Genomic DNA, 12,145 nt, shown 5'->3' on the forward strand with positions numbered 1-12,145 from the left:
GTAGTCTAATTTTTTTAGAGAAAAAACATCTTTATGAATTAATTATTTTTATTTTACAAATAATATGTGTAAATATAATAATTTATGGAGGTTTTATATGAAAGCGAGAGTTGATAGAGATACTTGTATAGGGTGCGGATTGTGTCCATCTATATGTCCTGAGGTGTTTGAGCTTACTGATGAAGGATATGCACATGCTATAGAATCAGAGGTTCCTGAGGACTGCAAAGACGAGGCAATGGAAGCTGCTGAGAGTTGTCCAGTAGATGCCATTGAGATAGAAAAATAAGTTTTAAATAAAAATAGCTAGACGTTTGAGAGTATTAATACGTCTAGTTATTTTTTGATCAATTTATAAATTGTAAATTTTTTCGTAATAATATAAAATAAGTTACAAATGAAATTTATAAATATCGAGTATGAGAAATGCGGAGGGAATATGTGTTGTTATACGTATATAATTAGATGCAAGGATAATTCTCTATACACAGGCTATACGACTGATATGAATAGGAGAATTAAAGAGCATAAAAATGGAATTAATTCTAAATATACAAGAGCTAAAGGCTTTTTAAAACTAGAAATTTATTTCTTATGTAAAACTAAAAGCGATGCTATGAAATTAGAATACAAAATAAAATCTAAAACAAGGAGACAAAAGCTCGATATAATCGAAAATCCAGAGGATTTTTTAAGAAAATTAAAAGAAGTTGAAGGTTTTGAAGTTCAAGGCTTTCAGAGGGAAAATGAAAATCATGGATTAAAAAATTTATATTGTATTGACAAATAATTGAATAAAGACTAATCTAAATATATGATTAAAATAATATTGCTAGGGGAGCCATTGGCTGAGAAGTTTTACTGACCCTCAAACCTGATCTGGATAATACCAGCGTAGGAAAGCATACAATATGATATTTTATAGAAAAGTATGCTGTACCTATATGGGTACAGCTTTTTTATTTATTTAGGAGGTAGAGATGAGAAATTACAAGATTCCAACATTGACAATAGCAGGCTCTGACTCTTCAGGAGGAGCAGGAGTTCAAGCAGATTTAAAGACATTTAGTGCTATAGGAACTTATGGAATGAGTGTTATAACTGCTATAACTGCTCAAAATACAGAAGGGGTATTCGATGTAGAAGAGCTTAGCAAGGGAATAATTAAAGGACAAATGAAGGCCGTATTTGAAGATATCCCACCTAAGGGAGTTAAAATAGGTATGGTTTCAAGCCCTGAAATTATTTTAGAAATAGTAGAAAACTTAAAAAAATACAAACCAGAGATTTTAGTAGTAGACCCAGTTATGATATCTAAAAGTGGTTATTCACTACTTAGACCAGAAGCTAAGGAAAATTTAATTAAATACTTAATTCCAATGGCTTATTTAATAACACCAAATGTTCCAGAAGCGGAAGAAATAACTGGAATGAAGATAGACGGTGTTGAAGATATGAAAAAAGCAGGTAAAAAAATACTTGAACTAGGACCTAAGTACGTTCTTATGAAGGGTGGACATCTAGATGGAGATGCAGTAGATGTGCTTATGGGAGAAGATGTATTTGAAGTATTTTCTTGCCCAAGAATAAACAAGAAAAACACACATGGAACAGGTTGTACAATATCTTCTGCAATAACTGCTCATCTAGCATTAGGCTACGATGTAGTAGAAGCAGTTAGACTTAGCAAGGAATATATAACAGAAGCTATTAAACATAGCTTTGATATAGGACATGGTGTGGGACCTGTAAACCATTTCTATAAATTTGAAGATGAAGATAGAGACTAAATATAAAATACAATAAAAATAAAAGGGAATTAGGAGAGATAAAAATGTACGAATTAATAAACAAAGTAAAAGAATTAAATCCATTAGTGCTTCACTATACTAACAACGTAACAATAACAGATTGTGCAAATATGACTTTAGCAATAGGTGCTAGTCCTCTTATGAGTTTCTCATATGAAGAAGTAGAGGATATGGTTTCAGTAGCAAGTGCAGTAGTTATAAATATAGGAACTATGAACTCACCATATTTAGATTTATTTGTAAAAGCAGGAAAGGCTGCAAATAAATTCAACAAACCAGTAGTGCTAGATCCAGTTGGTGTATTTGCGAGCAAAGCTAGAACTGAGCTTACTAATAAATTATTAAATGAAGTTCAGTTTACTGTAGTTCGCGGTAATATATCTGAAATCAAATTTATAGGTGGATTAGATGTAGCAGGAAAAGGGGTCGATTCTTTTGACGACGGCTCTGATGCATCAGACATAGTAAAGGCTGTTGCTAAGAAATTAAACTGTGTAGTAGTAGCTTCAGGTATAACTGACCTAGTAAGCGACGGAGAAAAAGTATATAAAATATTCAACGGAAGTGCAAAGCTTAAAAAGATAACTGGAACAGGCTGTATGTCTTCTAGTTTAATAGGAAGCTTCTTACCTTGCACAGATAAACCAATAGAAGCTGCATTTATGGGAACATTATCTATGAGCTTAAGTGGAGAATTAGCAGATGCTACAAATCCTGCTGTTGGAACTTTTAAAACTTATTTATTCGACCAAATAGATTCTCTAGATGTTGACACTTTTGAAAAATATGCAAGAGTAGAATTATAAGATTGATTAAAAACACGTAGCTTGGTTTTAAGTTACGTGTTTATAGCAAAATATTTAAATTATAAGGAGAGCCTGATGTTATTTACAGATTACTTATACGAAAATAGTAAAGAAATATGGGATAAATATCTAGAACATCCTTTTTTAAAGGAAATTGGAGAAGGAACTTTAGATAAAGAAAAATTTAGAAAATATTTGATCCAAGATTACTTGTATTTAATAGAATACGCAAAAGTATACGCTATGGCGTGTGTAAAAAGTAGAAATTTAAAAGAACTAAAAATGTTTAATGAAGGTATTGCTGGAAGTATAGAAAATGAAACTGCAAACCACATCATGTACTTGAGAGACGATTTTGGAGAAAATATAGATGAAATAGAATACAAGTATAAGCTTAATTTAACTAATGAAAGTTATACAAGCTATATGAAGTCAATATCACTTACAGGAACTGTAGAAGATATAGTTGCAGGAGTTTTACCTTGTACATGGAGCTATGGCTATATAGGACTTAAATTAAAAGAAAAGTATAAAGACAAACTAGAAGGAAATTTCTATAAGAGCTGGATAGAAACTTATGCAGGCGATGAATATTCAAAATGTACAAATGAATGGATAGATTTTACGAATGAAATTTGCAATGATTTAAGCGATGAAAGAAAAGAACAATTAAAAGATATATTTGTAAGAGCTAGTATGTACGAGTTAGAATTTTGGAATATGGCCTATAGAGGAGAATAAGAGAGGAGAGTATTTATGAATATTAATTATATATTTGTAATAATTTGCTTCATACCGTTAGTTTTATATTTAATAAAACTTAGAGGCTTTAAATTAACTGTCAAAAAAATGGTAGTTATAGCTATGTTTTCAGGACTATCATTTATACTTGGAAAGATAACATTTATACAATATCCACAAGGTGGAGGTATAAGCTTATTGCCATCATTACCAATACTTTTAATAGGACTTATATATAGTCCAGTTGAAGGTATGACAGCAGGTTTAATAGCAGGAGTTTTAAGTTTATTTGGAGGGTATATAATACATCCAATACAATTATTCTTAGATTATATAATACCACCTATGATTTTAGGGGTTAGTGGAATACTTGGAAGTAATTCTAGAAAGAAAATATTCTTAGGTTGTTTAATTGTAGTATTTTTGAAATGTTGGGTACATGTAATATCAGGAGTAGTATATTTCTCTGCATATGCTAAAGGATTTAATATGGGACCATGGTTATATTCAATAATATACAATTTCTCTAGTGAAGGAGTAGAAGGATTATTAAGTTCAATAGTAGCTACTATACTGCCTATAGAAAAAATTAAAAAAGAAGCTAATAAAAACAATCAAATCAGCGCATAATTGAATTTAATGGAGGAAATTATGGTAAATAGAGAAAGTTTAAAAAAAGATCTAAAAATGTATTTGATAACAGACTCAAATATACTAGAAGGTCGAGATTTTTATAAATGTATTGAAGATGGATTAAAAGCAGGCACAACTATGCTTCAGCTTCGTGAAAAAGACGTAGATGGAGGAGCGTTTTTAGAAAAGGCTCTTAAGCTAAGAGAACTTACTAGAAAATACGGTGTAAAATTTATAATAAACGACAGAATAGATATAGCACTTTTATGTGATGCAGATGGTGTTCATGTAGGACAAAGCGACATAGATGCCAAAAGTGCTAGAAAATTAATAGGAGAAGACAAAATCCTAGGTGTTTCAGCTAGAACACTAGAAGAAGCTCAAAGGGCAAAAGAAGACGGTGCAGATTACTTAGGAATAGGAACTATGTTTTCTACAAGCACTAAATTAGATGCAAAGAGCGTATCTTTTGAAACTCTAGAAGAGATAAAACAAAAGGTCGACTTACCATTTGTATTAATAGGTGGGATTAATTTAGATAATGTAGGAAAATTAAAACCATTCGATCCAGATGGATATGCAATTATATCTGCAATTTTAAAAGAACAAGATATATACGCAGAAGTAAAAAAATGGCTTGAAGTTATTTAATAAAAAATCCTGTAAATCGATAGTAAAGATTTACAGGATTTTTTATTAAATAAAACAGTCATAAAAATATTTTATGACAAATAATAATATAAATATATGATGAGAAAACTGTAAAATAATGTAAACTAAAAGAGAGGTTTTTTAACAAAATGTAGTATTTACTATTTAATAAATAATAGTATTTAACTATCATTAGAAGTTTTATTTTCATAAAATAAAAAATAGAAACTTTTAAGGGGGAAGGTTTTATATGAACAAGAACAATGAATATGATATCCTTTTAAATAAATACATTAAATTATTATTTGAAAAAAATAGATTGATAATGAGGGAAGGTCCTTATATAGAGTCAAGATATTTATTTCATTTCGGACACTTGATGATAGAAGAATTAAACCACAATAAAAATATAAAAATATTAAAAATAAAACAGGATATACATGAAAATTATTTTGGATTGAAAAGGGAAAAAGAAATAAGAAATATAGAAAAAAATGTAGATGTAAAAACAGAGCTGTTAACTAAGCAAATTCGTGAATTAGAGAAAAAATGTGAAGCTTCAAAGGAAATACTAGAAATGAGAGCAAAAAATGAGGAGAAAAAGGATTTAGTTGATTCTTTATTTTTCGATGTAGTTTCTGTTATGCATCCTGATATTTATAATCTAAAGAACGATGCGCTATGGGAAAAGGCAAAAAAAGCTTATTTAAATTACGACGATTCTACTTTAACTTTATTGAAAAACTTGAAAACTAAGAAAATCAAAAATTACGATATATCTGATTTAAAAAATAATATTTTATTACTTGAAAATGAAGTAATCTGTATGAAGAGAAGATATCCTTATTATCTAGAGAGCAATCTTTCTAGTGATGAATGGATAGATTCTTATAATAAAGAGATAAATAATAGAATAAAAAAATTAGAAGTTGAAGAACAACGAATTTTTGAAAAACTTGTATAAAAAAATGACCTGAAATAAGGTCATTTTTTTTTAATAAGTTATTTTCTATAAGCTACCTTTATTATACAAAGGTATCCTGATATTGCTCCAGCTAAGGAACATATTACGCCTTTAAATATCATCATTTGAGTGACATTAAGCGGGCTAACCTTGAATAGATATACTACTACAGCCGATAATGCTACAGATATAAAACAGGCAATTAATCCGACAACTAAAGAAATAAGTAGTATATGGTCGGGTAAGTATTGTTCTATTTTATGTGTACGATTATCTGCTTTGAATTTACCTTTTTCCATGTCTTTAGCTATCATAGGGATTACTATAATAGCTAGTAGTGCACCTAATAAAAATGTCGTAAAGGCAAAATCACTTATTATATCTTTTGCTTCAAAGACCTTATCTAAATGACCTCTCTCCATAAAATAAAATATTATAGCGTTGATTATACCATTTACTAATCCATATCCGATTAGACATTTAGAAAGTAAATAGCTTTTAAAATTGTTGTTTTGCATAGTTTACTCCTTAAGTTTAGTTTTTAATATTTTTCTAATTTTAGAATAATAGTATGTGTTAAAAAAATTTATTAAAATTATTTTGTTGACATGGAGCTTACTCTAAGTAGCAGAATTATTTTATAATAATATTATTTTGAAAGGCAAGTGAAAAATTATGGAAAATATATTGCTTTAAATTTCAGTTTTTTGTAATAAATTTTTAAAAAACTGTTATTTTTATTTAAATCTAAGTACATAATTTTCATGTATTATATTATTAATGAATATGATAATATTGTATATCGATCGAGTAGTTTATTGAGATATGGAGGAAATGAAATGACTATAGATTTATTATTTAAAATAGCGATTTTTATTGTCCTATTGGGCGTAGGTATAAAATTATTTAAATTTTTATCAGGAGTAGTATTCAAGCTAGCATTAGTTATGGTAGTCGTACTATTCTTTGTGCAATTGATAAAATAGAGGGAAATTCCCTCTATTTTTTTAAGTCGATATATGCATCGATTTGTGGAACGAATACCATGTTGTCTTTTATATGTGTATTTCCAAATTCTTTTAGCTCTGTACCTGCTTCGTCTTTAGTTATTTTATATTTGACCATATTGTCGGATTTGACCTCCCCATGAAAGTACATTCCTTCGTATTGCTTGAATCTAAAGTTGTATTTGTCTCTTGTCAGTTTAATTTTTATGTCCTTCATAAATTCACCTACCATCTTTTTTTTAATTTTAACATAAATATTATTTTAATTCTATAAAAGCTTTATTTTGACTTTGAATATGAAAGCAATGTTTGATGATATAATAAAATTGGAGGTGTAGTATGAAAAAATTTAGGAAGATATGTTATATACTTTTTATTATTTCCATATTTATAAAATATATATCTGCAAAATATAGTTATTTTGTGGAGACTTATTATTCTAGAGGTATAGATGTCTATATAGTTAAGCTTTTAAGCAAGATAAGTTCTATTTTCGATTTTTCGTGCTTTGAAATAATGATATATTTATTTTCGATATCTGTAGTCTTATCTGTAATGTATTTAATTTACAGAGCTTTTAAGGATAGAAGGATTTTTTTTAAGAGTTTAAAAAATGTTTTACTTAATTATTTGGCTTGTGCGTGTTTGATATATTTTCTATTTATTTTGTTGTGGGGAGTAAACTATAATAGGGTAAGCTTGGAGGATAGTATTAAAGAAGAATACAGTGAATTAAATGATAAGGATATTTCAGAATTGAGCTTTGATCAAGATGATTTAGCAGATTTATATGAGTTTTTAATAGAAAAATGTAACGAGACTAGAAAAATAGTAGATAGCTCAAATACTGGGCCTGAAAATAATAGTCGAGACATAAAAAATATTATTTCAGAATTAGAAAATGGATACGATAATGTAGAGCTTTTGAGTTTAAATAAATTGGGAGGATATTCAAAGGCGAAAACAATACTCAGTTCAAGATGGTTTTCTTATACAAATATAACAGGCATATATTCTCCGTTTACAGGTGAAGCTAATATAAATACTAATCAACCTTTAATAAGTATACCGTTTACTGTTTTGCACGAGATGTCTCATCAAAGGGGATACGGGAATGAAAGCGATGCAAATTTTTTAGCTTATATAGCCTGTATAGAAAATGAAAATCCATATGTAAACTACTCAGGGTATTTTATGGCGCTAAGATATACTGCATCGGCTCTCAGCAAGGTAGATTACCACGAGTTTGTATCGCTTACTAAAAATATAGACGATGAAGTATTAAAGGATATAAATGATTACTCTAAGTTTTGGGAAAAATACCAAGGTAAAGTAAATGAAGTATCGGATAATGTAAATAATCTCTACTTAAAATCAAATAGGGTAAAGGAAGGAACTAAAAGCTATGGAAAAGTAGTAGACTTACTGCTTTTATATTATTACCTATATGGATAGAAAGCTCTACAAAATTTAAATGATTACATTTTTATTAAATTTTGAGTTTTAAAACTAAATATGTGCTATTTTGGTATATAATGTGTTATAGCAGTAGTTTATACTGAGAAAATCAAAAAAATTAATTTAAGAATAAAATATATAAAGGAAATACAAAATAGGAGAAGAAATAAAAATGAGTAAGTTTTCTATAAAGAAAAAGAGTAAAGATGTGCCTACAGAAGCAGTATTGGCGTATAGTAAGGGAAATATGCTTGAAAAAATAGGCAAAAAGGATCAAGCTATACAATCTTACATAATTGCTGGAAATCAAAACCATGTAAAAGCACAGTATAGATTAGGGGAGCTTTATTTAGAAAAAAAACAATATGTAGAGGCAGAAAAATGGTTCTCTCTATCTTATAAAAACGGCAAGGATGATGCAGCCTATGACTTGGGAAATATGTATTACAATATAGAAGGCTATGAATATGCGCTTTACTGGTACGAAAAGCAGGCGTTAAATGGAGATTTAAGATGTCAAAATAATTTGGGAGTTGTGCATTTTAAATTGAGGGATTTTCAAAGATCAGAAAAATGGTTAAAGACAGCTGCGAATGGAAATTCTGGAATTGCATGTTTCAACCTAGGAAATCTGTATATTGCATTAGATAGAGAAGAAGACGCGATTGAATACTACAAAAAAGGTCATATATTGGGAAATGATGAGTGTAGATTTAATTTGGCGATTTTATATATGAAAAATGGAATGGAAAAGGAAGCTGTGAGCTTATATAAGCAATTATATAGAAGTGGATACGAAAAGGGATGCTATAATTTAGGCTTATATATGGAACTCAACGACCACAGAGATGAAGCCGAGAGATATTACAAAAAAAGTGCAGATAAAAACCATGTAAAATCTCAGTACAGATTGGCGTATTTATACGATGAGAAAAATTTCTATGAAGATGCAATAGATTATTATGTAAAGGCGATAGAGTCAAATCACACTTTATCTAAGCTTAGACTTGGAAATTTGTATAACAGACAAAATGAAATTGAAAGTGCGAAAATGTACTATGATTTAGCTTCAAATGATTCTATGGTAGATGCTAAAAATAATTTTGCTGGGCTTTACTTTGAAGAAAAAAATTACGAAAAAGCTATAAAATACTATGAAGAGGCAATAGCAGATGGATGTAAGGTTGCGATAGAAAATTTAGGAGATCTATATTATCAGACTAAAAATTATCAAATGGCTATATCTTATTATATGAAAAATTCAACCTGTGTAACTTGTCAAAAGAAACTTGCCGATATATATTTTGAGGCAGAAAATATAGAAGAAGCTATTTTATGGTATAAAAAGGCTTCTAATAATAAGGATATAGAATCTAGCTATAAGCTAGGCCTTATATACGAGGATTTAAACAGCTTAGAGGAGGCTAAGAAATATTATCTATTAGCAGCACAGGAAAATCATCTAAACGCCAAATTACATCTAGGAAGAATATATTACAATGAAGGAAATTACGAAGACAGCAAAAAAATGCTAGATATATGTGCCAATGAAAACAACGCATATGCTCAGCATATGGTAGGACTTATTTATGAAAATTACTACGGTGATCACACTAATGCTAAGTATTGGTATGAAAAATCAAAAAATCAAGGCTTAGTCGAATCTATATTCAACTTAGGTCAAATAAGTCTAAAGCTAGATGATGATGAGATGGCTAAGAAATATTTTATCAAAGGTGTTGAGCTTGGAAATAAGGACTCAGAATATATGCTAGCAGGTCTTTACCTTAAAAAGGGAAGACTAATGTATAAATCCTTAGCAGATGAAGGTGTGTTCAACAGCAAAGATATATACGATAGCATACCGGAGTTTAAATTAAATGTAGATAGCTTTTTAATACCTAAATTTGAAGAAATAAAAGAACAAAAAGATGAGGAAGAGGAATACATTCCAAATTATATACTAGAAATAGAAGAAAATTTAGATCAAATGTACGAAAGCAGAATAGACAAGATGTTAGTTGAAACAGATAATGGATATAAATAGGATAAAATTTAGCATTAAAAAATTGATAAATTAAAAAAGGAGCGAAGAGCTCCTTTTTAATTTCAAATAATCATAGCAATTTGTTTTTTGATAAAAGAAGTGTAAGGACTAAACAAAATACTGTCGTAATTAAAAGTATAATCCAAAATCCATAAGGTTCATTTTCAAAAGGTATGTTTATTACATTCATTCCAAAGAATCCAGCTACGATTGTAGGGATAGAGAAAATAAATGTAACAACTGTTAAAAATTGCATAACATTATTTTGGTTGTTATTTATAATTGCACTAAAGGCATCCATGATTCTGCTCAAAATATCACCGTATATAGTTGCCATTTCAAGTGCCTGTTTATTTTCGATAATTACATCTTCAAGTAGATCCTCATCTTCAGGATACTTTTTTATTGCAGATGTTCTAAGTAATTTTTGAAGCACAAGCTCAATTGCCTTTAATGACGTTGAAAAATATATTAAAGATTTTTCTAATTCTAGAAGTTGTAAAAGCTCTTTATTTTTCATAGAGTCGTGGATTTCACGTTCTATTTCGATAGTCATTTTATTTATTCTTCTTAGGTACAGTAGATAGTACGTAGCATTTTTGTATAAAATTTGAAGAATAAAGCGAGTCTTTTTAAATGTAAAAAACTCCTTGATATGACCTACTATAAAGTCGTTTAAAAGCTTACTTTGAGCTGTACAGACAGTAATAATACATTCATCCATCAAAATAATTCCCAACGGAATAGTTGAATAATGGGCTGAAGAGGAGTCACTTTCATCTATAGGTATATCTATAAGAATTAGTATGTGATTATCCTCTACATCAATTCTAGAGCGTTCTTCTGCATCTAGAGCGGCATTTATACTGTCTATATCTAAATCTAGAATATCAGATAATTCTCCGATTTCTTCGTTATTAGGTTCGACTAAATTCACCCAACATCCGTCTTCGTATAAATTTAGCTTTTCTAATTTGCCTTCAATAGTTTTATAATATCTTATCAAAATAACACTTCCTTATTCAGTTATATATTTAGTACACTTATATATCTATAAATGACTAAATTCTATAAAAAAATAAGTAGTCTATTTATAGATAGCTAAGTGAAAAATTAATCGACGATAGGTACAAGGGACTAGCGTCCATTTTCATCACTCTCCTATTATTTTTTTCTACCTTAAAATAGAATACCTTTTTTATGAAAATAAATCAAGTTAAATTTATTTGGCTTTGTAGAATTTTATATTTGTTATAATTTTGTTAAAAAAATTTAACAATTTTAGAGGTATTATATTACTATTGTCGAATAAATAATGAAGGGATAAGATAAAATTTTGAGAAAGGAGTTATAACTATGAATAGATTTACAGAAGTTGAAAAAGTAAAAATATACGCAATAATAAAAGAAAGAGAAGTACAAATTAAAGAAAAAATAGAGCAACTAGAAGCAAATGAAACGAGTTATAATTCTAATGATCTGAAATCTGAATACGATATGATGCTCAAATATCTTTATGAAGAAGATAAGCTTATTGAAAGTATTTTGAAAAAGTTTAAAGATATTGTATCTATTTAAAATTTAAGAAAATTATTTAATCCCATACTTATTAATGACTAAAAAAGGGGCTGTTAAAAAACAGCCTCTTTTAATTTTTGGCATCATTAGTTTTATTTACGATGTAAATTCCCAGACACACTAGAAGCAATGCTACTAAATTTTTCAATTTAAATACATCTTCAGATAAAATAACTGCTGACAATATAGTTCCAAATATAGGTGTTAGGAAATTAAATACAGATATTTTTCCCACTGGATTGTATTTAAATAGTGTAGTCCAAAGGCTAAATGCTATAGATGACAGTGATGCTAAATATAAAAATAGTAGTGTGGCATTAATAGATGAAAAATGAAGTCTGCCACCGCCTATAAGTCCTAATACTATAAGTATAGCGCCACCTATAAGAAGCTGATAGCCTGTCACAATCATTGGGTTATCTTCTACCTTAGTTATTTCCTTGCTTATT

Annotated in this window: 16 protein-coding genes and 1 riboswitch; of the genes, 12 read left to right on the forward strand and 4 right to left on the reverse strand. The window is 28.8% G+C overall.

The window, feature by feature from the left end; all coding sequences use genetic code 11:
- Positions 1 to 97 precede the first annotated feature (97 nt).
- The 8 genes from ACI3VO_RS13615 to ACI3VO_RS13650 all read left to right on the forward strand — a co-directional run bounded on the left by ACI3VO_RS13615 (position 98) and on the right by ACI3VO_RS13650 (position 5,606).
- A complete protein-coding gene (locus ACI3VO_RS13615) occupies positions 98 to 289 on the forward strand; it encodes a ferredoxin (protein WP_439758438.1) in 192 nt (63 codons plus the stop codon).
- A gap of 150 nt (positions 290 to 439) precedes the next feature.
- On the forward strand, positions 440 to 790 hold the full coding sequence (locus tag ACI3VO_RS13620; RefSeq protein ID WP_439758439.1) for a GIY-YIG nuclease family protein: 351 nt from the start codon (positions 440 to 442) through the stop codon (positions 788 to 790).
- A 34-nt stretch (positions 791 to 824) separates the two neighbouring features.
- Positions 825 to 918, forward strand: a riboswitch (TPP riboswitch).
- A gap of 62 nt (positions 919 to 980) precedes the next feature.
- Complete coding sequence (gene thiD, locus ACI3VO_RS13625) at positions 981 to 1,790, forward strand: bifunctional hydroxymethylpyrimidine kinase/phosphomethylpyrimidine kinase (RefSeq protein ID WP_439758440.1); 810 nt, start codon at positions 981 to 983, stop codon at positions 1,788 to 1,790.
- A gap of 44 nt (positions 1,791 to 1,834) precedes the next feature.
- Entirely contained in the window at positions 1,835 to 2,617 is a 783-nt protein-coding gene (thiM, locus tag ACI3VO_RS13630; RefSeq protein ID WP_439758441.1) for a hydroxyethylthiazole kinase, read from the forward strand.
- A 75-nt stretch (positions 2,618 to 2,692) separates the two neighbouring features.
- Positions 2,693 to 3,358, forward strand: a complete 666-nt coding sequence (tenA, locus tag ACI3VO_RS13635; RefSeq protein ID WP_439758442.1) for a thiaminase II — start codon at positions 2,693 to 2,695, stop codon at positions 3,356 to 3,358.
- 15 nt (positions 3,359 to 3,373) lie between these two features.
- The gene (gene thiT, locus ACI3VO_RS13640; protein ID WP_439758443.1) at positions 3,374 to 3,988 is read left to right on the forward strand and encodes an energy-coupled thiamine transporter ThiT; all 615 of its coding nucleotides are present in this window, start codon (positions 3,374 to 3,376) and stop codon (positions 3,986 to 3,988) included.
- 21 nt (positions 3,989 to 4,009) lie between these two features.
- Entirely contained in the window at positions 4,010 to 4,642 is a 633-nt protein-coding gene (thiE, locus tag ACI3VO_RS13645) for a thiamine phosphate synthase (protein WP_439758444.1), read from the forward strand.
- A 250-nt stretch (positions 4,643 to 4,892) separates the two neighbouring features.
- Entirely contained in the window at positions 4,893 to 5,606 is a 714-nt protein-coding gene (locus tag ACI3VO_RS13650) for a hypothetical protein (RefSeq protein WP_439758445.1), read from the forward strand.
- Positions 5,607 to 5,644: 38 nt separating this feature from the next.
- Here ACI3VO_RS13650 and ACI3VO_RS13655 read toward each other — a convergent pair whose 3' ends face one another.
- Entirely contained in the window at positions 5,645 to 6,124 is a 480-nt protein-coding gene (locus ACI3VO_RS13655; protein ID WP_439758446.1) for a hypothetical protein, read from the reverse strand.
- 321 nt (positions 6,125 to 6,445) lie between these two features.
- On the opposite strand from ACI3VO_RS13655, the gene ACI3VO_RS13660 reads away from it, so the two are divergent.
- Positions 6,446 to 6,592 (forward strand): hypothetical protein, encoded by a 147-nt coding sequence (locus tag ACI3VO_RS13660; RefSeq protein WP_290691950.1) that lies wholly within the window; start codon positions 6,446 to 6,448, stop codon positions 6,590 to 6,592.
- Positions 6,593 to 6,605: 13 nt separating this feature from the next.
- On the opposite strand, the gene ACI3VO_RS13665 is transcribed toward ACI3VO_RS13660, so the two are convergent.
- Positions 6,606 to 6,821 (reverse strand): hypothetical protein, encoded by a 216-nt coding sequence (locus tag ACI3VO_RS13665; RefSeq protein ID WP_439758452.1) that lies wholly within the window; start codon positions 6,819 to 6,821, stop codon positions 6,606 to 6,608.
- A gap of 131 nt (positions 6,822 to 6,952) precedes the next feature.
- Between ACI3VO_RS13665 and ACI3VO_RS13670 the strand changes: the two genes are divergently transcribed.
- Entirely contained in the window at positions 6,953 to 8,068 is a 1,116-nt protein-coding gene (locus ACI3VO_RS13670; RefSeq protein ID WP_439758447.1) for a DUF3810 domain-containing protein, read from the forward strand.
- 175 nt (positions 8,069 to 8,243) lie between these two features.
- Positions 8,244 to 10,118: a tetratricopeptide repeat protein gene (locus tag ACI3VO_RS13675; protein ID WP_439758448.1), complete on the forward strand. Its 1,875-nt coding sequence runs from the start codon at positions 8,244 to 8,246 to the stop codon at positions 10,116 to 10,118.
- A gap of 70 nt (positions 10,119 to 10,188) precedes the next feature.
- On the opposite strand, the gene ACI3VO_RS13680 is transcribed toward ACI3VO_RS13675, so the two are convergent.
- The gene (locus ACI3VO_RS13680; RefSeq protein WP_439758449.1) at positions 10,189 to 11,124 is read right to left on the reverse strand and encodes a magnesium transporter CorA family protein; all 936 of its coding nucleotides are present in this window, start codon (positions 11,122 to 11,124) and stop codon (positions 10,189 to 10,191) included.
- Positions 11,125 to 11,474: 350 nt separating this feature from the next.
- Here ACI3VO_RS13680 and ACI3VO_RS13685 point away from each other — a divergent pair, with 350 nt between their 5' ends.
- Positions 11,475 to 11,696 (forward strand): hypothetical protein, encoded by a 222-nt coding sequence (locus ACI3VO_RS13685; RefSeq protein ID WP_439758450.1) that lies wholly within the window; start codon positions 11,475 to 11,477, stop codon positions 11,694 to 11,696.
- A 70-nt stretch (positions 11,697 to 11,766) separates the two neighbouring features.
- Here the strand turns inward: ACI3VO_RS13685 and ACI3VO_RS13690 are convergent.
- Positions 11,767 to 12,145, reverse strand: a 379-nt coding sequence (locus ACI3VO_RS13690) for an EamA family transporter (protein WP_439758451.1), incomplete at its 5' end; no start/stop codon positions are given.

It is taken from the genome of Intestinibacter sp. (assembly GCF_051866655.1).
Lineage (GTDB): Bacteria > Bacillota > Clostridia > Peptostreptococcales > Peptostreptococcaceae > Intestinibacter.

What these genes read in the sequence shown, in the direction of transcription:
- ACI3VO_RS13615 (WP_439758438.1), top strand. Translation starts at nt 98, where the DNA reads ATGAAAGCGAGAGTTGATAGAGATACTTGTATAGGGTGCGGATTGTGT.
- ACI3VO_RS13620 (WP_439758439.1), top strand. Translation starts at nt 440, where the DNA reads ATGTGTTGTTATACGTATATAATTAGATGCAAGGATAATTCTCTATAC.
- thiD (WP_439758440.1), top strand. Translation starts at nt 981, where the DNA reads ATGAGAAATTACAAGATTCCAACATTGACAATAGCAGGCTCTGACTCT.
- thiM (WP_439758441.1), top strand. Translation starts at nt 1,835, where the DNA reads ATGTACGAATTAATAAACAAAGTAAAAGAATTAAATCCATTAGTGCTT.
- tenA (WP_439758442.1), top strand. Translation starts at nt 2,693, where the DNA reads ATGTTATTTACAGATTACTTATACGAAAATAGTAAAGAAATATGGGAT.
- thiT (WP_439758443.1), top strand. Translation starts at nt 3,374, where the DNA reads ATGAATATTAATTATATATTTGTAATAATTTGCTTCATACCGTTAGTT.
- thiE (WP_439758444.1), top strand. Translation starts at nt 4,010, where the DNA reads ATGGTAAATAGAGAAAGTTTAAAAAAAGATCTAAAAATGTATTTGATA.
- ACI3VO_RS13650 (WP_439758445.1), top strand. Translation starts at nt 4,893, where the DNA reads ATGAACAAGAACAATGAATATGATATCCTTTTAAATAAATACATTAAA.
- ACI3VO_RS13655 (WP_439758446.1), bottom strand. Translation starts at nt 6,124, where the DNA reads ATGCAAAACAACAATTTTAAAAGCTATTTACTTTCTAAATGTCTAATC.
- ACI3VO_RS13660 (WP_290691950.1), top strand. Translation starts at nt 6,446, where the DNA reads ATGACTATAGATTTATTATTTAAAATAGCGATTTTTATTGTCCTATTG.
- ACI3VO_RS13670 (WP_439758447.1), top strand. Translation starts at nt 6,953, where the DNA reads ATGAAAAAATTTAGGAAGATATGTTATATACTTTTTATTATTTCCATA.
- ACI3VO_RS13675 (WP_439758448.1), top strand. Translation starts at nt 8,244, where the DNA reads ATGAGTAAGTTTTCTATAAAGAAAAAGAGTAAAGATGTGCCTACAGAA.
- ACI3VO_RS13685 (WP_439758450.1), top strand. Translation starts at nt 11,475, where the DNA reads ATGAATAGATTTACAGAAGTTGAAAAAGTAAAAATATACGCAATAATA.